At 61.2% G+C, this 19358-nt stretch carries 17 protein-coding genes; 9 read left to right on the forward strand and 8 right to left on the reverse strand.

Annotation, left to right across the window (positions count from 1 at the left end):
* Positions 1 to 25: 25 nt before the first annotated feature.
* Complete coding sequence (locus tag AB8B29_RS20735) at positions 26 to 724, reverse strand: FadR/GntR family transcriptional regulator (RefSeq protein WP_245297463.1); 699 nt, start codon at positions 722 to 724, stop codon at positions 26 to 28.
* A gap of 128 nt (positions 725 to 852) precedes the next feature.
* On the opposite strand from AB8B29_RS20735, the gene uxuA reads away from it, so the two are divergent.
* The 3 genes from uxuA (at position 853) to AB8B29_RS20750 (ending at position 4883) form a co-directional block, all read left to right on the forward strand.
* Entirely contained in the window at positions 853 to 2031 is a 1179-nt protein-coding gene (gene uxuA, locus AB8B29_RS20740) for a mannonate dehydratase (RefSeq protein ID WP_037192503.1), read from the forward strand.
* A 187-nt stretch (positions 2032 to 2218) separates the two neighbouring features.
* Entirely contained in the window at positions 2219 to 4309 is a 2091-nt protein-coding gene (locus AB8B29_RS20745) for a putative bifunctional diguanylate cyclase/phosphodiesterase (RefSeq protein WP_037192500.1), read from the forward strand.
* Positions 4310 to 4451: 142 nt separating this feature from the next.
* Positions 4452 to 4883, forward strand: a complete 432-nt coding sequence (locus AB8B29_RS20750) for a VOC family protein (protein WP_037192498.1) — start codon at positions 4452 to 4454, stop codon at positions 4881 to 4883.
* A 61-nt stretch (positions 4884 to 4944) separates the two neighbouring features.
* On the opposite strand, the gene AB8B29_RS20755 is transcribed toward AB8B29_RS20750, so the two are convergent.
* The 5 genes from AB8B29_RS20755 to AB8B29_RS20775 all read right to left on the reverse strand — a co-directional run bounded on the left by AB8B29_RS20755 (position 4945) and on the right by AB8B29_RS20775 (position 9858).
* Positions 4945 to 5775 (reverse strand): alpha/beta hydrolase, encoded by an 831-nt coding sequence (locus AB8B29_RS20755; protein WP_037192496.1) that lies wholly within the window; start codon positions 5773 to 5775, stop codon positions 4945 to 4947.
* Between the two features lie 37 nt (positions 5776 to 5812).
* Positions 5813 to 7060 (reverse strand): kynureninase, encoded by a 1248-nt coding sequence (gene kynU, locus AB8B29_RS20760; RefSeq protein ID WP_037192494.1) that lies wholly within the window; start codon positions 7058 to 7060, stop codon positions 5813 to 5815.
* Between the two features lie 16 nt (positions 7061 to 7076).
* The gene (locus AB8B29_RS20765) at positions 7077 to 8000 is read right to left on the reverse strand and encodes an ABC transporter permease (protein ID WP_092573578.1); all 924 of its coding nucleotides are present in this window, start codon (positions 7998 to 8000) and stop codon (positions 7077 to 7079) included.
* A gap of 4 nt (positions 8001 to 8004) precedes the next feature.
* Positions 8005 to 8784, reverse strand: coding sequence for an ABC transporter ATP-binding protein (locus tag AB8B29_RS20770; RefSeq protein ID WP_037192490.1), 780 nt, complete (start codon positions 8782 to 8784; stop codon positions 8005 to 8007).
* An 87-nt stretch (positions 8785 to 8871) separates the two neighbouring features.
* Positions 8872 to 9858, reverse strand: coding sequence for an ABC transporter substrate-binding protein (locus tag AB8B29_RS20775; RefSeq protein ID WP_037192488.1), 987 nt, complete (start codon positions 9856 to 9858; stop codon positions 8872 to 8874).
* Between the two features lie 183 nt (positions 9859 to 10041).
* Between AB8B29_RS20775 and AB8B29_RS20780 the strand changes: the two genes are divergently transcribed.
* Entirely contained in the window at positions 10042 to 10770 is a 729-nt protein-coding gene (locus AB8B29_RS20780) for a GntR family transcriptional regulator (protein WP_037193218.1), read from the forward strand.
* 670 nt (positions 10771 to 11440) lie between these two features.
* Positions 11441 to 12394, forward strand: coding sequence for an NAD-dependent epimerase/dehydratase family protein (locus AB8B29_RS20785; RefSeq protein ID WP_047638434.1), 954 nt, complete (start codon positions 11441 to 11443; stop codon positions 12392 to 12394).
* 19 nt (positions 12395 to 12413) lie between these two features.
* On the opposite strand, the gene AB8B29_RS20790 is transcribed toward AB8B29_RS20785, so the two are convergent.
* Positions 12414 to 13622, reverse strand: a complete 1209-nt coding sequence (locus tag AB8B29_RS20790; protein WP_037192481.1) for a TIGR03862 family flavoprotein — start codon at positions 13620 to 13622, stop codon at positions 12414 to 12416.
* Between the two features lie 257 nt (positions 13623 to 13879).
* Here AB8B29_RS20790 and AB8B29_RS20795 point away from each other — a divergent pair, with 257 nt between their 5' ends.
* The 4 genes from AB8B29_RS20795 to AB8B29_RS20810 all read left to right on the forward strand — a co-directional run bounded on the left by AB8B29_RS20795 (position 13880) and on the right by AB8B29_RS20810 (position 17906).
* Positions 13880 to 14587, forward strand: coding sequence for a TetR/AcrR family transcriptional regulator (locus AB8B29_RS20795; RefSeq protein WP_081938700.1), 708 nt, complete (start codon positions 13880 to 13882; stop codon positions 14585 to 14587).
* Positions 14588 to 14715: 128 nt separating this feature from the next.
* Complete coding sequence (locus tag AB8B29_RS20800) at positions 14716 to 15873, forward strand: Gfo/Idh/MocA family protein (protein ID WP_037192479.1); 1158 nt, start codon at positions 14716 to 14718, stop codon at positions 15871 to 15873.
* 12 nt (positions 15874 to 15885) lie between these two features.
* Positions 15886 to 17061 (forward strand): dihydrodipicolinate synthase family protein, encoded by a 1176-nt coding sequence (locus AB8B29_RS20805; protein WP_037192477.1) that lies wholly within the window; start codon positions 15886 to 15888, stop codon positions 17059 to 17061.
* Between the two features lie 20 nt (positions 17062 to 17081).
* The gene (locus tag AB8B29_RS20810) at positions 17082 to 17906 is read left to right on the forward strand and encodes a sugar phosphate isomerase/epimerase family protein (protein WP_037192475.1); all 825 of its coding nucleotides are present in this window, start codon (positions 17082 to 17084) and stop codon (positions 17904 to 17906) included.
* Between the two features lie 182 nt (positions 17907 to 18088).
* Here AB8B29_RS20810 and AB8B29_RS20815 read toward each other — a convergent pair whose 3' ends face one another.
* Positions 18089 to 19195, reverse strand: coding sequence for a branched-chain amino acid ABC transporter substrate-binding protein (locus tag AB8B29_RS20815; RefSeq protein ID WP_037192473.1), 1107 nt, complete (start codon positions 19193 to 19195; stop codon positions 18089 to 18091).
* Between the last annotated feature and the right edge of the window lie 163 nt (positions 19196 to 19358).

Here is a 19358-nt window from a genome sequence, read left to right on the forward strand (position 1 = left end):
ATGGATCCGTGAAGAAATGGGCGTCTCAAACGGCGTTCGGCGCGATGAATTGCAGCCCGGCCTGCAGGTGGCGGTTCATGTGATAGGCGTAGGCGATTCGATCCCGTTTTATCAACGCCTCGATGATGTCGCTATGTTCGTCATAAGCGTTGTCGACGGCTTCGCGGGACCGCTTGCCCGCCTCCATCAGCCTTTGCAACAATGGCTGCAGAATACCATAGACTTGTGACAGCGTTTGATTGCCGGCAAAGCCGACGAGAGTGGCGTGGAACTTGAAATCCAGCGCGGCGGCCTGCGAAAGTTCCGGTGCAGCTTTCATTGAGTCGTTGATCGATCGCAGCGTTTCGATGGCGGCATCATCGATGCTTGAGAACAGAAGATCGCAGAGATTGACCTCGATCAGGCGGCGAAAACCCTGGATATCGAGGAAGCTTTCCGCCGATATGTCGATGGCGAAGGAGAACTGATCCATCAGTGCCTGTTGACGCCGGTCGGTGATGACGGCGCCGACCTTCTGGCGGCTTTCGACAATGCCGTAGGCCTTGAGGATGCGGATTGCCTCGCGGACCGTATTGCGGCTGCTGTTGAACATCGAGGCGAGCTCCGCCTCAGAGGGCAATGCATCCCCAAGGCCGAGATTGCGCTCGCGCATCAGTCGCCGCAGCGCATCGACCACCTGGTCCACTGCCGAGCCTCTATCCTCGATGTCAGCGGTCTCCACCACGATTCGTCCTCCATGGCCGGAAACATATTGTTGGTCAATAAGGACTGTCAAGCGCGGCAAAAGATGTGTTCTGAGTGGACATTTGCGAATATGGCGATATTTTGACCAACAAATGGAGGAGGTGTCGCATGGAGAGCTGTTGGCGTTGGTTTGGGCCGAAGGATCTTGTTCCGCTTCAGCATGCTCGTCAGGCCGGGGCGACGGGCATTGTCACGGCGCTGCATGAGGTCGCCTATTCACGCTCCTGGACGCCGGCTGAAATCGAAGCGCGAAAGGCCCTGGTGGAGGCGGCGGGCCTGCGCTGGAGCGTATGTGAATCGATCCCCGTGCCCAGCGCCATCAAGCTTGGCGGCGCCGGAGCCAGGGCCGCGATCGGCATCTGGAAGGACAGCCTGGTCAATCTCGCCCGGTCCGGCATCAAGACGATCTGCTATAATTTCATGCCGGTGGTCGATTGGACGCGGACGGATCTGCGCTTTGAAATGCCGACCACCGCGCTTGCGCTGCGTTTCGACATGGTGGAATTCATCGCCTATGACGTCTTCGTCCTGCGCAGGAAGAGTGCCGAGGCGGATTATGCGCCGGAGCTGGTGCAAAGCGCCGAGAAGCGGCTGAAGGGCCTTTCCGAGGAGGCGGTGCAACGGCTGGAAAACAACATCATCGCCGGGCTTCCGGGCGGTGAGGACAGCTACGGTCGCGAGGCGATCCGCTCGGCCATCGCCCTCTTCGAGGGAATGACGGCTCGGGATCTTCAATCCAATCTCGAGATGTTTCTGCAGGAGGTTGCGCCCGTTGCAGCCGAGCTTGGCGCGAGGCTCGCAATCCACCCGGACGATCCGCCCATTTCGCTTTTCGGCCTGCCACGCGTCGTTTCAACGGCGGCGGATCTGCGCCGCATCCTTGGCAGCGTCGACCATCCGGCCAACGGCTTGACGCTCTGCGTCGGATCGCTCGGGTCCCGCGCCGACAATGATGTGCTTGATATCGCGCGGGAATTTGCCCCACGCACCAATTTCGCCCATTTGCGCGATGTCGCGATCGAGGCCGACGGTTCCTTCGTCGAGGCTTCCCATCTGGAGGGGTGCAGCGACATGCACGCCATCCTGCGAACGCTTTTGGCCGAGGAGGCGCGCCGACGCGCCGAGGGTCGCGATGATCATCTGATCCCGATGCGGCCGGATCACGGGCATCTCATCGGCGACGATATCGATAAGCCGACCAACCCGGGGTACTCTTTGATCGGCCGCCTGAAGGGGCTGGCGGAACTGCATGGCGTCATTCACGCCATCGGCAAGGCTGGCCTGTAAGCATCACGCTTGTCCGCTGTTGGACTGCGTGGCCGTGAGGGTAGAAAAGCAAAGCGCGTGGTTGCATATTCGGTAGGCTTTTGCTCAAAGTTTAGGCGAGCTACCATTTTGATTTTATTTAACTTTTTAGAATATGACTTTCCAATTCTCTGGTAGTTCAACTCGAATTTGCAAGGTCGATCCGTCCATGAATTCCGTTTGGCCCGACGCCCCGAACGACGATTTTCGGTCGCTTTTCAAGACGCATCCCTCGCCAATGTGGGTCTATGATCCCAAGACGTTGAAATTCCTGATCGTCAATGACGCCGCTCGCGATCTCTATGGCTACAGCCACGCTGCCTTTTCGGTCATGACCGTGCTCGATATCCGGCCGGCGGAGGAGCGCGAGCGCATGCTCGAAGCGGTTCACCAGCGCACCGACATGGAAACGGCGCAGCGCTGGACGCATCTGAAAGTCGATGGCCAGACGTTCGAGGTTTTGACCTATGGGCGTGAAATTTACTTCGACGGCAAGGCGGCGATCCTGGCGATCGTTCAGGATCGCACCGAGGTCAACGCTGCCCGGCGACAGGTCGATGCCACGCAGTCGCTGCTCGACAGCATCGTCGACAATCTGCCAGTCGGCGTTTTCGTCAAGGATATGGCGAAGGGCGGCCGCTATATCCTGTTCAACGAGGCCTGCGGAGGCATTGTCGGGCTGCGGGCGAAGGACGTGATCGGCAGGCCGGACGAAGCTATATTTTCCGACGAGCAGACGGCGATCCTTCGCGAACAGGACAGGCTTGCCTTCGACGCGGCGACGACCGTCGGCTTCGAAGAAACTATCCACGCACGGGATGGAGTTCCGCGCATCGTGAAGACCGCCAAGCGGATACTGCCAGCGCCCAAAGGACAGGCGCCGCGCTACCTTCTCGGCATCTCGCAGGATGTCACGGAGGAGCGCAATGTCGAGGCGAAGCTTGCGCATCTTGCCATGCACGATTCCCTGACCGGCCTTCCGAATCGTGCTTTCTTTTCAGAGAGCATCGTCAAGCAGGTGGCTGCCGCGACACCGGAGAAGCCGATTGCGCTTCTCTACATCGATGTCGATCATTTCAAGGATATCAACGACAGCAAGGGCCATGCCGCCGGCGACATGCTGTTGCGCCAGGTCGCCCAGCGTCTCCTGCAGCTTGCCGAGAAGAACGATCTTGTCGCCCGCCTCGGTGGTGATGAGTTCGCCTTGGTCCTGAAGATGACGGATGCCGGGCGGGCCCAGCGCTTTGCCGACCTGCTGCTGCTATCGCTCTCCGTGCCTTTCGATCTCGATGGCGTCCGCGAGCACGTGACCTGCAGCATCGGCATCGCGATGGCGCCGGAACATGGCGGCGATGCCGACGTCTTGATGCGGGACGCCGATCTGGCGCTCTATGCGGCAAAAGGCAGTGGCCGATCGACCTATCGCTTCTATCAGACTGATATGCGGCTTGAGGCGGAGCGGCGCTATCAACTCACCCTGGAGCTTCGCGAAGCCCTGCAGAGGAACGAATTCGAGCTCTATTATCAGCCGATCATTCGGCTGGACAATGACGGGTTGTCGGGTTTCGAGGCTTTGATCCGCTGGCACCATCCCACGCGTGGGCTCATTGCGCCGGCCGAGTTCATCCCCGTTGCCGAGGAAACCGGCATGATCGTGCCGATCGGCGACTGGGTATTGCGGGAGGCCTGCCGGACCGCGAGGCAATGGCCAGGCGATCTGAAAATCGCCATCAACCTTTCCGTCTATCAGTTCCGTCATGCGAGCCTGCTCGCGACCGTCGTCTCGGTTTTGGACGAGACCGGCCTTCTCCCCGAGCGGCTGGAGATCGAGGTTACCGAATCCGTCCTGCTTTCTGAAGTCGAGCAAAGCCTGTCGCTGCTGCGCGCCCTGAAGGAACTCGGCATCCGCATCGCCATTGACGATTTCGGCACCGGCTACTCATCGCTCAGCTACCTGCGCTCCTTCTCTTTCGACAAGATCAAGCTCGACCGCAGCTTCGTCGCCGGCATGGAGACCGATCCCGGCAATCTGGCGATCGTGCGTGCCGTCGTCGGCATTGCCTCGGGCTTCAATGCCGTGACGCTGGCGGAAGGCATCGAGACCGAGGAGCAGTTGGCGAAATTGCGCGCCGAGGGCTATAGCGAAGTACAGGGCTTCCTGCTCGGCCGGCCGATGCGGCGCGAGGAGGCGGAGGCACGCATCTTCAGCGAGATCTATCCCGCCAAGGCGCTTCGCGCCCGAAAGCCGGCGCATGGGTGATCCTCGGACAGGATGCCCCGTGCTTCCGAAAAGATAATTTAAAAGATCGAACTCCTTTTGTCGGGAAGTCTTTTCGGTCGACGTCCTTGGGGCGGCCCACCGCAAGGGCGTGACATGCAAACCCGTTCGCAAGGAGACGAACATGACCGATACAGCAGAACAGACGCAATCCTCGCAGCCCCGCGTGCCGGTTCACGGCGGCGTCGTGGCCTATCTGACGGTGGATGGCGCTGTAAAGGCAGCCGATTTCTACAAGCGTGCCTTCGGTGCCGAAGAAGCCTTCATGTTCCCGGTCGACGAGAAGGGCCGGACGATGCACATCCATCTCTACATCAACGGCAGCTCGGTCATGCTCGGCGATGCCTTTCCCGAGTATGGCCACGCACTGGAAAAGCCGCAGTCGTTCGTGATGCAGCTGGTCGTCGAGGACTTCGATGCCTGGTGGAAGCGTGCTGTCGATGCAGGCTTGGAGGTCATCATCGAGCCGCAGGTGATGTTCTGGGGTGATCGCTGGGGCCAGCTCCGCGATCCCTTCGGCGTCACCTGGGCCATGAATGCGCCCGTCAACGAGTGATATCTGCCAACCCTCGGCGCGGACGATGCGCGCCGAGGGCATGTTTCATTGACTGCAAGCTTCAATCCGCGAGCAAGGCTCGCGTCAGTGGATGAGAGACATCGGTGAGGCCGTCGAGTACCGTATAGTGATTCCGATCGGGCTCGATTACCACTTCCGTTGCAGCGCCAAGCCCGGTCCAGATATTGGCAAGCAGCGCATTCTGACGCACGAATTCGGCACGCTCCGCACCGCCGACCCAGCACGTGAGGCGGATATTGCTTAAGGGTTCCAGGAGCGCGGGGCTCTCGCTTTGTGCCTCCGCCATATCGATGCGAAGCTGCGCGTTCATGCTCCGCTTCATGATCGGGCGCAGATCATGCAGGCCGGAAATCGCGAGGACATGGCGGATGCGTTTGAGGATCGTCTCGTCCAGCGGCGATGTCGTCGTCATCATGCGGGCCACGAGCTGACCGCCGGCCGAATGTCCCGTCAGGATCACGGGGCCATCGATGATGCCTGCCGCCGTTGTGATCGCCGCTGCGACTTCCCTGCCGATCCCGCCAATGTGGATTGCAGGGCAGAGCGTGTAGGACGGGATGGCGACTGCGTAGCCTGCAGCAATCGGACCTGCTGCCAGATGCGACCAGTAGCTTTTGTCCAGTTGCAGCCAGTAGCCGCCATGAACGAAGACGACCAATCCCTTCGGATGTCCTTCGGGCAGGAAGAGATCGAAGCGATTGCGCTCGGCGGGACCGTAGACGAGGTCTAGTCTGGCACCTCCGGCTGTTGCCAGGTTGTCACGGAAGGATCGAGCGGGCTCGACCCATGCATCCGGCCACCGATCGCCGTCGACGATGTAGGCGCCGTTGGTATAGGCACTATCCCAATCGGTGACCTTGAAATAGCTCATCTATGGCTCCTCCGTTCCGGCGATCGGCAACAATGGATCAGGTTACAGCCGAGCGCACGGCAAAGCGTGCATCCTGCCAGGATCCGCTGCTCAGAATCTCTTCCAGCACCGAAGCTGCCAGCCACACATCGCGATAGCTGACATAAAGCGGCGTGAAACCGAAGCGCAGCGTTGATGGCGCGCGGAAATCGCCGATGACGCCACGCTCGATCAGCGCCTGCATGACCTCATAGCCATTGCCGTGGGTGAAGGAGACCTGGCTGCCACGCCTTTCGCTGTCGCGCGTGGTGTCTAATACGACGCCATATCGGCCGCACTTCGCTTCGACCAGCCGGATGAAGAGATCGGTGAGCGCTATGCTTTTTCGGCGCAGAGCATTCATGTCCACTTCGTCCCACATCGAAAGAGCACCCTTTAGCGCCCGCAACGACAGAATGGGCTGCGTGCCGCAGAGGAAGCGCTTGATGCCGACGTCGCCGTCGAAGCTTCGCTCGAAGGCAAAGGGACGAGCATGGCCCCACCAGCCGCTGAGCGGCTGGACGATAGATGCATGGTGGCGGCGGGCCGCATAGATGAAGGCCGGCGCGCCGGGGCCGCCGTTCAGATATTTATAGGAGCAGCCGACGGCGAAATCGGCGCCCGCGCCATCGAGATCGACCGGCAGGGCGCCGGCGCTGTGGCACAGGTCCCAGATGACGAGTGCGCCGGCCGCCTGGATGCGCTTCGTCAGTGCCGCCATATCGCGCAGCTCGCCGCTCTTGTAGTTGACATGATTGATGAGGACGACGGCGACGCTCTCGTCGATCAATTCCTCGATGGTATCGGCATCGCGACCCTCGAGACGGAGCGTAACCCCAGGACGGGTCGAGGCCACGCCCTCGGCCATATAGAGGTCGGTCGGGAAACTGTCGCCTTCGGCAACGATGACGTTGCGGTCCGGCCGCATCGTCAAAGCCGTATGAAGCGCCTTGTAGATGTTGATCGACGTGGAGTCGGTCACGACAGTCTGGCCTTCGGCGGCGCCGATCAGCCGGCCGATGCGATCGCCGAGCTCGAGCGGCAGATGAAACCATCCGGCGCTGTTCCAGCTGCGGATCAGGCCGTTGCCCCATTCTTCCATGGCCGCCTGGCGCACTTCGGCAAAGACCTCGTGCGATGCCGCGCCGAGCGAATTGCCATCAAGGTAGATGACACCGGCCGGCAGGGCAAAACGGCCGCGGAAGACACGCAGCGGATCGGCCTCGTCCAGGGCCTCGACGGCGGCGAGATCGGGAAGGCTGTCCATGATATTGCCTCTTGATTTATTCGCGAATGGTTTCCCGCGCGGGCGCTCCCCCGCGGCTGCGGCGGATGCTCGGCAGCGCCAGCATGGCAAGCACGAACAGGCCGGTGGCGAGCTTCAGGTTCGGCGGCGGCATGCCGGCTGCAAGGCAGAGCGACACGAGCTGATAATAGATGATCGACCCCACGAAGGGGGCCAGCAGCTGACGCAGTACGCTCTGCTTACCGGTGAAGGCTTCGCCGATCATCAGCGCGGCAAGGCCGTTGATCAGGATGCCGATCCCCATGTTGACGTCGGCAAATCCCTGCGACTGCACCATCAGTGCGCCGCCTGTTGCGGAAAAGGCGCTGGCGATGCCGACGCCGCCGATGGTCGCGGCCCAGACATTGATGCCCTGTGCCTCGGCCATGTCGGGATTGGAGCCGACGGCGCGCATGGCCGTGCCCTTTTCCGTCTTGAAGTAGAGATTGAGTGCAATCAGCACGACGAGAGCGATGAAACCGGCAACGACGATCTTGCTGGCGGGAAAGCCGGCCTCCGTGAACGGCACCCAGTCGAACACGGTCGGCGAGCCGAAGACGGAAAGGTTCGATTTGCCCATGATGGCGAGGTTGATGCTGTAAAGCATGGTCGACATCAGGATGCCGGCAAGCAGCGTATGGATGCGGAAGCGCAGGTGGATGAACGCCGTGCAGCAGCCGGCGGCAAGGCCGACGGCGAAGGCCACGACGATGGCGAGCGGCGGTGTGACGCCGGCTGCAAGCAGAATGCCGCTGATGCAGCCGCCAAGCGGAAAGGCGCCCTCGCTGGTCAGGTCCGGAAAGGTCAGCATGCGGAAGGGGATCATGATACCGAGGACGACGAAGCTCAGGATGAAGCTCTGCGCCAGCGTGACCGGGATGAGCGAGACGAAGCTCGAAAAGGTTGTCTGAATGAAATCCATGATCTCAGCTCACCAGCAGCATGCGGTCGGTCTTGACGGCGAAATGGCCGATCAGTTCGGGCACCGTGATGCGCCGCTTTCCTTCGCCGGTAATTTCGAGATGGACGCGCCCGGCGTCGAGCATGATGATACTGTCGCCGAAATCGACGGCGTGTTGCATGTTGTGCGTCACCATCAGGGTCGTCAGCTTCAGCGCCTCGACGGTGCGCACCGTCGCCTGCATGACGATGTCGGCGGTGCGGGGATCAAGCGCTGCCGTATGTTCATCGAGCAGCAGCACATCGGGGGAGCCGCCGACTGCCATGATGAGGGAGAGCGATTGCCGCTGGCCGCCCGAAAGCAGCTCCACCTTGGTATCAAGCCGGTTCTCGAGGCCGAGGCCGAGAACGGAGAGGCGCTCCTTGTAGGTCGCGAGGCGGGAGGCGTTCAGTCCGGGTCGCAACCCGCGTTTCTTGCCGCGCAGTTCGGCGAGAAGCATGTTCTCGCCGACCGTCATGCTGGCGGCGGTTCCTTTCATCGGATCCTGGAACACACGGGCAAGGCGCGCGGCGCGCTTGTGCACCGGCATGTCGGTGACGTCGTCGCCGTTGATGAGTATCTCTCCGGAATCGAGGCTGAGCGCGCCCGAGATCGCGTTGAGCATGCTGCTCTTGCCCGCGCCGTTCGAGCCGATGACGACGCCGAATTCACCGGATTTGAGGGAGAGTGTCAGTCCGTCGAGCGCGACTTTCTCGTCCGGCTGGCCCCTGTAGAAAACCTTGCGCGCGGATTTGATGTCCAGCATCCGTGCCTCCCCTGCAGTGTAGGCTTGGAAAATGGCGGCGTTCGTGACGCCGCCATGGATCGAATGATCGTTAGACGATGACGCCGATCACTTGGTGAAGCAATTGCAATCGGCAAGCGATGCCGGCACTTCGGCGCCGAATGCCTTCAGCACTGTCTTGTTGATCAGCGGCGCATGGTCGGCATAGGCCGGAAGCGAAGGCTTGATCGTCTTCGGATCGGCACCCTTGAGGATCTGGGCCGCGATCTTGCCTGCATTTTCGCCGACCTGCTCGTAGTTGACGGCGAAGCTCGCGGGCACGATGCCATTGCGAACCGCGGCGTCGTCGGAATTGACGATCGGGATCTGGGCCTGACGGGCAGCGGAAGAAACGGCGGTGATTGCCGGCTGCAGGAGATTGGAGGCGGGCGTGTAGATCACGTCTGCCTTGCCGGCGAGCGATGCGATGCGCTGCTGGATGTCGTTGACGTTGTCGACGCCGACGGGAACCACTTCGAAGCCGGCTGCCGGTGCGGCCTGCTTGACCTTTTCGAGAAGGGCAACGTCATTGGCCTCGCCCGGATTGTAGGGGACGCCGAAGCGCTTGGCATTCGGAAGCAGTTTCCTGGTGAAGGTCATGATGGCGGCGATGTCCTGCAGGTCGCTGGCGCCGGTGATGCCTTCGCCGCCGGCATCCCAGGAGGGGACGAGCTTGGCGGCGACCGGATCGGTCACGGCCGAAAAGACGATCGGAATGCCGGAGCCTGCGAGCGCCTTCTTGGCGATCTGCGAGACCGGCGTCGTGACCGTGTACATCAGCTTCGGATGTTCGGACTGCAGCTTGGCGATCATCTGCGGCACAAGCGAGGCGTCGAAGCTCGTGTTGCTTTCGGAATAGACGACATCCTTGCCTTCGACGAAGCCATTCTCGGCGAGCGCCTTTTTGAAGCCGGCGATCGAGGCATTGAGCTGCGGATGCTCGCCGAAGTTGGCGATTGCGATCTTGATGGGTTCTGCCGACGCCGAGGCGACGCCTGCCATGAAGGCACCGGCAACCACGAGGCTGGACAGCCATTTGGACGTAGATTTCAGCATATTTCCCTCCCGCATGTGTCAAGGAGCCGTGTTTTTCGGCTTTCTTGGGCGGGATCATAGCGACTGCTGCAAGCCTGTCAATTTGCGATATATGATATGCACCACGGGCGACTTTAATATATAATTTCTCGATACAGCTGTTTTATATATAATCCGGGGAATGTGAGGATTGGGATGGGCGTCATGCAGGACAAGGACGCGTTGAGCAAGACGGAGGCGGCCTATTGGCTGTTGCGGCGCGACATTCTCAACACCAGGCTGAGGCCCGGCGCATCCCTGCGGCTTGCCGCCCTGCGCGATGCCTATGGCGTCGGCTGGACTCCGCTTCGCGAGGCGCTGTCGCGGCTGGAGGCCGAAAAGCTGGTAACGGCCGTCAGCAATCGCGGCTTTGCGGTCGCCCCCGTATCGCGCGCGGAGCTGGAGGACCTGATGCGGGCGCGCATGGTCATCGAACTGCCGCTGCTGTTGGAATCGATCGAAAAGGGCGGTCCGGATTGGGAATCGGCCGTCGTCACCGCGCATTATCGCCTGTCGCGCTGCAAGATCGTGCCCGACGCCGCTTCGGACGAGATGGCTGACGAATGGGACGAGAAGCATACGGCCTTTCATGCAGCGCTTGTCAGCGCGGCGACATCGAACTGGCTTTTGCGCTTCCAGGCCACCATCACCGACCAGCTTCGCCGCCACCATCGTTTCCTTGGTCTGGCGCCGACCCAGCGCGCCGCCGCCGGCCTGACGATCGGCTATGAGAAGGCAGCCGCAGCCCTGCAGGATGCGATGGCGATCGAGCATCACACGGCGCTGATGGAAGCGGCCCTCGACCGCGATCTCGAGCGCGCCAAGGCGCTGATGACGGAGCATATCGGCTATACGCTGCAGGTCTATATCCGTTCTGAGGATGAGAACGGATAGCGCCACAGTGTCCGGATATTGTAATAACAATACAATATCAATGGATTAGACATTGAATCCGGAGCGCCCCGATTGGGCAGGCCAAAGGCCCGAAGTTCGAGTTGGAAACCATGAACCCCAGGATTGCGAAGCGTTCGAACGAGAATCGCCTACTTACAGTCGATAGCAGGCGGCGTTGCTTACGCAGCAGCGCGGCGGGATTGGGGGCCAGACGGCACTTCGCTCAATTCGAAATGCGTCACCAATTCGCGCAACCGCTCTGCCTCGCCGGCGAGCGTGACGCTGGCAGCGGTGGTCTCTTCTACTTTTATGTCGCTCGGCAATTAGTCGCGAGAATACGGCTGTTTCTGCGGGGCTTCACGTTCAAGTATTATAATATTGAGGAAGAATTCCCAAATTAGCTGTAATCGTGTCGGCCTGGCTCGCGCGATTGCCGCAAATCCGGAAATCATTCTTATGGACGAACCGTTCAGCGCAGTCCTGATCTTATCCGTTCGGAGGACGGCGACGATGAACGGGAAGGGCCAAAGCAGCGCATCGGCGCGGCCGTAAGAAAATCCCCGCTTCCTTTCCTCTCGGAGGGTGACAAATCGGTGTGCGCTCCTATTCTCAAGGGCGGATCACTTTTTGAATTTCGATAGGATCCGGCTTTTGACTTTGGGAGGACATCATGACGCGTGCAGTGGTAATCGGCGCAACCGGCCATGTCGGCACCTATCTCGTGCCCCGGCTGGTCGAGGCAGGGTATGACGTGGTGGCGATCAGCCGTGGTCAGGCAAAGCCCTATTCGCCGAACCGGGCCTGGGACGACGTCGAAATGTTGACGATGGACCGCTCCGCCATGGAAAAGGACGGCAGTTTTGGTCCGGCGATCCGCGCTTTGAAGGCGGATATCGTCATCGACATGATCTGCTTCACGCTCGACAGCGCCAGGCACCTGACGGACGCGCTGACCGGTCATGTGAGCCATTTCCTGCATACGGGCACGATCTGGACGCACGGCTTCTCGATGGTCGTTCCGACGCTGGAGGAGACACCGAAGCGACCCTTCGGGGACTATGGAATCCAGAAGGCAGCCATCGAGGCGCATCTGCTGGATGAGGCGCGCCGCAAGGGCTTTCCCGCGACGCTGATCCATCCGGGCCATATTGTCGGCCCTGGCTGGGCTCCCCTTAATCCGGCCGGCCATTTCAATCTGTCGGCATTTTCGACGCTGGCGCTGGGCGAAACGCTCGTCTTGCCGAATTTCGGCCTGGAGACTGTTCACCATGTCCATGCCGATGATGTCGCGCAGATGTTCATGGGGGCGATCGCCAATTGGCGGGCTTCGACCGGGGAGAGCTTCCATGCCGTCTCGGGCGGTGCGGTGACGCTTCGAGGCTATGCTGAGGCGATGTCGCGCTGGTTTGGTCACGAACCGAAGCTTGAATTCCTGCCCTATGAGACATGGGCGAGAGATCGGACTCCGGAAGATGCGCAGGCGACATGGGAGCATATCGCCCGCAGTCCGAACTGCTCGATCGCCAAGGCACAGCGACTTCTCGGCTACGAGCCGCGATATACATCGCTCGAAGCTGTTCAGGAATCGGTGGCATGGCTGATGGCGAACGGGCGTATCGGCTGAGAAGCTCAGACCTTATCGCTCAACGCTTGAGCCAGGCGTCGATGCCCTTGGCCGCCGCGCGGCCGGTGGCAAAGCAAGCCGACAGGAGATAGCCGCCTGTCGGCGCTTCCCAATCGATCATTTCCCCGGCGACGAAGATACCAGGGAGCTTCTTCAGCATATAGCCGTCATCGAGTTCGCCCCAACGGATGCCACCGGCAGACGAGATGGACTCGGCAATGGGTCTTGGTCTCAAAAGCGGAATCGGCAAGGCCTTGATCAGGCGCGCCAGACTTTCCGGATGCGAAAGGGTCGCCGGATCGGCAAGCTCCCGCAGAAGGCCGACCTTGACGCCTTCGATCCCCGCGCCCTTGCGCAGGCGATTGGAAAGGCTGGCTTTCGGATCCTGTCGAGCCAGATCGCGCGACAGCCGTGCCGCCGTTCGGCCGGGCGCCAGATCGATGATGAGCGCGGCTTTGCCTTCGCTTGTTAGGCGATCGCGCAAGGTGGCGGCATGGGCATAGACGAGACTGCCTTCTATACCCGCCTGCGAGACGACGAATTCGCCTGGGAAGGTCCCCGCCTCGGATGTTGCCGTCACGGCTTTGAGCGGCATGCCGGCAAAACGTTCCTTGAATGGCCCACTCCAGGCGACGTCGAAACCGCAATTGGCGGGCTGGAAATCGGCAATGTCGATGGCTTTGCCTCGAAGCCAACCGGTCCAGGCCGCATCCGAACCCAGCCGAGGATAGCTGGCACCGCCGAGCGCGAGCAGAACGGCATCATAATGGACGATGCTGCGCCCCTGCGGTGTCTCGAATGCCAGACCGCCGTCTGCAAAGCCAGACCAGCGGTGCCGTGTCATGATACGCGCACCTTGCGCCTCCAGGCGGGCGAGCCAGGCGCGCAGCAATGGCGACGCCTTCATGGTCTTCGGGAAGACGCGGCCGGAAGAGCCGATGAAGGTCTCCGTTCCCAGCCCCGCCGCCCAGGTTCTGATATCGTCGGGCTTGAAGCCATCGAGTGCCGCGCGCAGCCGGGGCGAGGCCGCGCCAAAGCGGTCGGCGAAAAGGCCATAGGCTTCCGAATGCGTGATATTGAGGCCGGATTTGCCGGCCAGCAGGAATTTGCGCGCGACCGTCGGCATGCTGTCATAGACAGTGACGCGATGGCCCGACAGAGACAGGGCTTCTGCCGCCATGAGCCCTGCGGGGCCGCCGCCGATGATTGCGATCTGCTTCTCAGCCATAAGCCGTCCGGTGCCAATTCCTATCCGCTCTCTTGGGCCGGACCGGTGTCGAAAGCAAGGTCAGCCCATTCATTTGTCAGGGAAATTCATGCCACAGGGAGGGTCTTGTCTGACACATATCCACATTTAAATCGATATAACCATCTGGTTACTATGACCAGCGATTCGCGAGGGACTGTCAACTTATGAGATGATCGGTTACTTATCGGCGTCAGGAATGGCCGCACAAGCCTTGAACGATGCCGCCGGGAGCCATGATGTCGGAAGCCAGAACCGTGAAGCGCCGCGCAAAGAACGCAGACCTTGCGAATATCGATCAGGCGTCATCGCGCGCAACGCCGGAACGGCCCCGTCTCAGGGATGCGGAACGCACGAGCAAGGCGATCCTGGCCGCTGCGACCAAGGAATTCGCCGAACGCGGCTATGGCGGCGCGCGCGTCGATGCGATCGCCGAGCGCGCCAAGATCAACAAGCGGATGCTCTACCACTATTTCGGCGGCAAGGACGCTCTTTACGTCGCCGTTCTCGAAGGCAGCTACATCGCCATCCGCTCGGCTGAGGCAAGGCTTGACCTTTCGCATCGATCGCCTGTGGAAGGCATGCGGGAGCTTGTTGTTTTCACATGGCAATATTTCTTGGATCACCCTGAATTCCTTGGTATTCTCAGCACGGAAAACATGCACAAGGCCCGCTTCCTGAAGCGTTCGGCGCGTATTTTCGAGCTGCATTCGCCCCTGGTTTCAGAGATTTCCGACCTGCTCGACCGGGGTGCGGCAGCCGGCGATTTCCGCCCCGGCTGCGATCCCGTCAAGATCTATATGAGCATCGCAGCGCTCGGCTCGTTCTTCCTGACGAACCGCTGGACGCTATCGACGATCTTCCGGCGCAATCTTTCCGACAAGGCGGAAATCGACGCCTGGGGCGAGCACATCGTCGACGTCATCTTCGCCTATCTGCGCCCCTAGGCGCCCTCTCGCGACAAGCTCAGCAATTGCGGGTGATTGCCGCCGCGGCCATCGACGATGACCGTTGACAGCCTCGCTTCGCCATGTCAGTTATGTAACTATATAGTTATTTACGGGAGGAATGACTTATGGTGACGAAGCCGATCGGTATCATCATGCACGGCATCACCGGACGCATGGGCTATAATCAGCATCTGGTGCGCTCCATTCTGGCAATCCGCGAACAGGGCGGCGTCTTGCTGGCCAACGGCGATAAGCTGATGCCCGAGCCGATCCTCGTCGGCCGCAATGCCGAGAAGATCGAGGCGATCGCCCGCAAGCATGGGCTTTCCAAAACGACGACCGATCTCGACAGCGCCTTGGCCGATCCCGACAATACGATCTTTTTCGATGCCGGCTCGACGCAGATGCGCGTCGACCTGCTGGAGCGGGCAATTGCCGCCGGCAAGCACGTCTATTGCGAAAAGCCGATCTCCGAGACGCTTGCCGAGGCGCTTTCGGTCGCCGCTTCGGCGGAGCGGCGCGGGGTCAAGAACGGCGTGGTGCAGGACAAGCTGTTCCTGCCGGGCCTGCGCAAGATCGCCATGCTGCGCGACAGCGGCTTCTTCGGCAAGATCCTCTCCGTGCGCGGCGAGTTCGGCTATTGGGTCTTCGAAGGGGATTGGGGCGTGCAGGCGCAGCGCCCGTCGTGGAACTATCGCAAGGCCGACGGCGGCGGCATGATCCTCGATATGCTGCCCCATTGGCGCTACGTGCTCGACAACCTGTTCGGTGAGGTCAAGGCCGTCAGCTGCCTCGGCGCCACACATATTCCGAGCCGCGTCAATGAGAGTGGCAAGACCTATGTCGCGGATGCAGACGATGCGGCCTATGCCACGTTCGAACTTGAAGGCGGCATTGTCGCCCATATCAATTCCTCCTGGGCGGTGCGTGTGCGGCGTGATGATCTCGTTACCTTCCAGGTCGACGGCACCCATGGTTCCGCCGTCTGCGGCCTGATGCGGTGCTGGACGCAGCATCGCGTCAACACGCCCAAGCCGGTCTGGAATCCGGACCAGCCGCAAACGATCAATTTCTTCGACACCTGGGACGAGGTGCCAGACACCCAGGTCTTCGACAATGGCTTCAAGGTGCAATGGGAAGGTTTCCTGCGCCATGTCGCCGAGGACGCGCCGTGGAAGTTCACCCTTCGCGAAGGCGCCAAGGGCGTGCAGCTGGCGGAGCTGGCGCAGAAGAGCTGGACCGAGCGTCGCTGGGTCGATGTGCCCGCACTGACAGCGCTGTAGGAGATCGGCCTCATGACGAGAAGCCTTCGTTTGCCGACGGTCGGCGGCGGCCTTGCCGACTTCACGCTCACCAGCGCGCCGTTGAGCGCTCCGGTAAAGCCGGCCGGCGGTCATCATTTCAACCGCGTCGCCTACGCTGCCGCCCACGTCGTCGTCGACCCCTTGGCAGACAACGATCCCTGGCTCGACCGCAACATCGACTGGGAACGCACCATCGCCTTCCGGGAATACCTATGGGATCTCGGTTTCGGCGTGGCGGAGGCCATGGATACAGCACAGCGGGGCATGGGTCTCGATTGGACCGGCGCCAAGGAGCTGATTGTGCATGCGCAATCGGCCGCCCGCAATCGGCCGGATGCGCTGATCGCCTATGGCGCCGGCACCGATCACGTGCCGCCCGGCCCGGATGTGACGATCGACGATGTCATTCGCGCCTATGAGGAGCAGATTGCCTATGTGGAAGGGCAGGGCGGCCGCATCATTCTGATGGCGAGCCGCGCGCTTGCCGCGGCGGCCAAAAGTCCGGACGATTATATCCGGGTCTACGACCGTATCCTCGGGCAGGTAAAGGAGCCTGTGATCATCCATTGGCTCGGTTCGATGTTCGATCCGGCGCTGTCAGGCTATTGGGGATCGCCCGACGATCTGCAGGCGATGGAGACAGCGGTCGCGATCATCAATCAGAACGCCGCCAAGGTCGATGGCGTGAAGATCTCGCTGCTGTCGGCCGAGAAGGAAATCGTCATGCGCCGCCGGCTCGACCCGTCGGTGAAGATGTATACGGGCGACGATTTCAACTATGCCGAACTGATCGCCGGCGACAACCAAGGCTATTCGCATGCCCTCCTCGGCATCTTCGATGCCATCGCGCCGGCGGCGAGCGTGGCCTTGGCGAAACTCGCCCAGAACGATCTCGATGCCTTTCATAAGATCCTGGCACCGACCGTTCCGCTGTCGCGGCATATCTTCAAGGCGCCGACGCGCTTCTACAAGACCGGCGTCGTCTTCCTCGCCTATCTCAACGGCTTCCAGGATCACTTCCAGATGCTCGGCGGCCAGCAGAGCACGCGTTCCATTCTGCATCTTTCGGAACTGTTCCGGCTGGCGGAGGAGGCACGTGTTTTGAAGGATCCGGATCTGGCGGTGCGCCGGATGAAGACGATCCTCGCCACCGTCGGCATCGACTAACGGACAAGAGGATCATCGCAATGGCCGTAGAGGGTCTGTCCATCAATCTGGCGACGGTGCGCCAGCAATACGACATGCGCCAGGCGGTCGAGGCCTGCCTGAAGCAGGGTATCGTCGCGATCGCCCCCTGGCGCGATCAAGTGCACAAGATCGGCCTCGCGGAGGCCGCAAGGATTGTGGCCGACAACAAGCTCAAGGTGACAGGCCTTTGCCGCGGCGGCATGTTTCCCGCTGCGGACGCCAATGGGCGGGCTGCGGCGATCGACGACAACAAGCGCGCAATCGATGAGGCCGCCGCGCTCAATGCCGATTGTCTTGTCCTCGTCGTCGGCGGTTTGCCGGAGGGTTCGAGGGATATCGGTCATGCCCGCGAGATGGTGGTCGACGGTATCGCGGCGATCCTGCCGCATGCCCGCGGCGCCGGCATTCCCTTGGCAATCGAGCCGCTGCATCCGATGTATGCCGCCGACCGCGCCTGCGTGAACACGCTGGAGCAGGCGCTCGATATCTGCGACCTGCTGGGCGAGGGGATCGGTGTCGCCATCGATGTCTATCATGTCTGGTGGGATCCGAAGCTTTACGAGCAGATCGCGCGCGCCGGTGCCGGCGGCAGGATCCTGGCGCACCATATCTGCGACTGGCTGGTCCCGACCACGGATCTGTTGTTGGATCGCGGCATGATGGGCGATGGCGTCATCGATCTAAAGGGCATTCGCGCGGAGATCGAGAAAGCCGGCTATTTCGGCCTGCAGGAGGTCGAAATCTTCTCGCAAGACAATTGGTGGAAGCGGCCGGGTGAGGAGGTGCTGGCCAGCTGCATCGAGCGGTTCCGCACTGTTTGTTAGAGCAATTCCAGGAAAAGTGCGTAGCGGTTTTCCGTCCGGAATTGCGTAAAAACAATAGCATAGAGCGGTCAGGCGATTCCGTGAAACGCGTAACCGCTCTAGCCAGCATAGTGTGAATTAGGCATAAAAAAGCCGGGCCAGCATGTGGCCCGGCGAGATTTTGAGAGCGTCGATCCGACGGCTTATTCGGCCGAAACGATCTTACCGCCTTCCCATTTGTAGAGCGAGAAGCTCTGCGAGGTGAGGTCGCCGGTTTCGCCATAGGTGACCTTGCCGATGGCGGTATCGACAGGCTCGCCCTTCTTCAATGCAGCGCCGGCGGCTTCGGCGTCGTCTGGCTTGCCGGCCTTCTCGATGCCGGCCTTCAACACTTGCACGGCGGCATAGGCGTTGAGGGTGAAGGCTTCAGCCGGAATGTTGCGTGCCTTGAGTGCGGCAACGGCGCTCTGCGAAGCCGGGTTCTTCAGGGCGTCGGCCGCATTGGTGAAGATCGTGCCGGCAGCGGCGTCATTGGCGATCGCCCAATATTCGGTGTTGGAAAGTCCGTCGCCGCCGATGATCTGCGCCTTGACGGAGATGTCATGCAGCTGGCGAGCCAGCAGACCCGCTTCCGGATGATAGCCACCGAAGTAGATCACCTCGACACCGGCCTGCTTCAGCTTCGACGTCAGGGCGCTGTAGTCCTTTTCACCTGGCGTCAGGGAATCGTCCAGCACCTCGGTCACGCCGCCCTTGTTCAGGGTAGCCTTGAAGGCGTCCGCGAGGCCCTTGCCGTAGGCGCCCTTGTCGTTGAGGATGGCGATCTTCTTGTCCTTGAAGTTCTTCACGACGTAGTCTGCCGCAACGGTTGCCTGCTGGTCATCGCGGCCGCACGTGCGCAGGATGTTGGTCAGGCCGCGATTGGTCAGGTCCGGAGCGGTCGCGGTCGGCGTCACCATCAGGATGCCGTTTTCGGCAAGCGCATCCGAAACCGGAATGGCAACGCCCGACGTGACCGGGCCGACGACGAAGCGGATGCTGTCACCGACGAAGCCGTTGGCGACCGATACGCCCTGCTTCGGGTCGCCGGCATCGTCGCCGAGCTTCAAGACCAGCTTCTGGCCGAGAACGCCGCCGCTCTTGTTGATTTCCTCGATAGCGGTTTGCGCGCCGTTCTTGACCTGTTCGCCGTAAGCGGCGACCGGGCCGGTCAGTGGCGCGATGAGGCCGATCGTGATGTCCGCGTGCGCGAGAGGCGCAAAGGCCAGCGAAGCGACGAAGGTCGCGGCCGTCAATGTCTTCAGACTCATTTTATCTCTCCTTGGATGGGCGCGGCAGCGCCCTTTGAACCCGCCCAATGGCCTGTCTCGACGCGCAAACTGCCGTAAGGCGTGCTCTTAAAGAGAACAGAACTGACATCGAAGCTGACGACCGCTTTCGGACATTTTTGACCTCGAGAGCGCTCATAAGAGT

The sequence above is a fragment of the Rhizobium sp. 11_C7_N12_5 genome (genome assembly GCF_051811145.1).
GTDB lineage: Bacteria > Pseudomonadota > Alphaproteobacteria > Rhizobiales > Rhizobiaceae > Rhizobium > Rhizobium lusitanum.

What these genes read in the sequence shown, in the direction of transcription:
- uxuA (WP_037192503.1), top strand. Translation starts at nt 853, where the DNA reads ATGGAGAGCTGTTGGCGTTGGTTTGGGCCGAAGGATCTTGTTCCGCTT.
- AB8B29_RS20745 (WP_037192500.1), top strand. Translation starts at nt 2,219, where the DNA reads ATGAATTCCGTTTGGCCCGACGCCCCGAACGACGATTTTCGGTCGCTT.
- AB8B29_RS20750 (WP_037192498.1), top strand. Translation starts at nt 4,452, where the DNA reads ATGACCGATACAGCAGAACAGACGCAATCCTCGCAGCCCCGCGTGCCG.
- AB8B29_RS20755 (WP_037192496.1), bottom strand. Translation starts at nt 5,775, where the DNA reads ATGAGCTATTTCAAGGTCACCGATTGGGATAGTGCCTATACCAACGGC.
- kynU (WP_037192494.1), bottom strand. Translation starts at nt 7,060, where the DNA reads ATGGACAGCCTTCCCGATCTCGCCGCCGTCGAGGCCCTGGACGAGGCC.
- AB8B29_RS20765 (WP_092573578.1), bottom strand. Translation starts at nt 8,000, where the DNA reads ATGGATTTCATTCAGACAACCTTTTCGAGCTTCGTCTCGCTCATCCCG.
- AB8B29_RS20770 (WP_037192490.1), bottom strand. Translation starts at nt 8,784, where the DNA reads ATGCTGGACATCAAATCCGCGCGCAAGGTTTTCTACAGGGGCCAGCCG.
- AB8B29_RS20775 (WP_037192488.1), bottom strand. Translation starts at nt 9,858, where the DNA reads ATGCTGAAATCTACGTCCAAATGGCTGTCCAGCCTCGTGGTTGCCGGT.
- AB8B29_RS20780 (WP_037193218.1), top strand. Translation starts at nt 10,042, where the DNA reads ATGCAGGACAAGGACGCGTTGAGCAAGACGGAGGCGGCCTATTGGCTG.
- AB8B29_RS20785 (WP_047638434.1), top strand. Translation starts at nt 11,441, where the DNA reads ATGACGCGTGCAGTGGTAATCGGCGCAACCGGCCATGTCGGCACCTAT.
- AB8B29_RS20790 (WP_037192481.1), bottom strand. Translation starts at nt 13,622, where the DNA reads ATGGCTGAGAAGCAGATCGCAATCATCGGCGGCGGCCCCGCAGGGCTC.
- AB8B29_RS20795 (WP_081938700.1), top strand. Translation starts at nt 13,880, where the DNA reads ATGTCGGAAGCCAGAACCGTGAAGCGCCGCGCAAAGAACGCAGACCTT.
- AB8B29_RS20800 (WP_037192479.1), top strand. Translation starts at nt 14,716, where the DNA reads ATGGTGACGAAGCCGATCGGTATCATCATGCACGGCATCACCGGACGC.
- AB8B29_RS20805 (WP_037192477.1), top strand. Translation starts at nt 15,886, where the DNA reads ATGACGAGAAGCCTTCGTTTGCCGACGGTCGGCGGCGGCCTTGCCGAC.
- AB8B29_RS20810 (WP_037192475.1), top strand. Translation starts at nt 17,082, where the DNA reads ATGGCCGTAGAGGGTCTGTCCATCAATCTGGCGACGGTGCGCCAGCAA.
- AB8B29_RS20815 (WP_037192473.1), bottom strand. Translation starts at nt 19,195, where the DNA reads ATGAGTCTGAAGACATTGACGGCCGCGACCTTCGTCGCTTCGCTGGCC.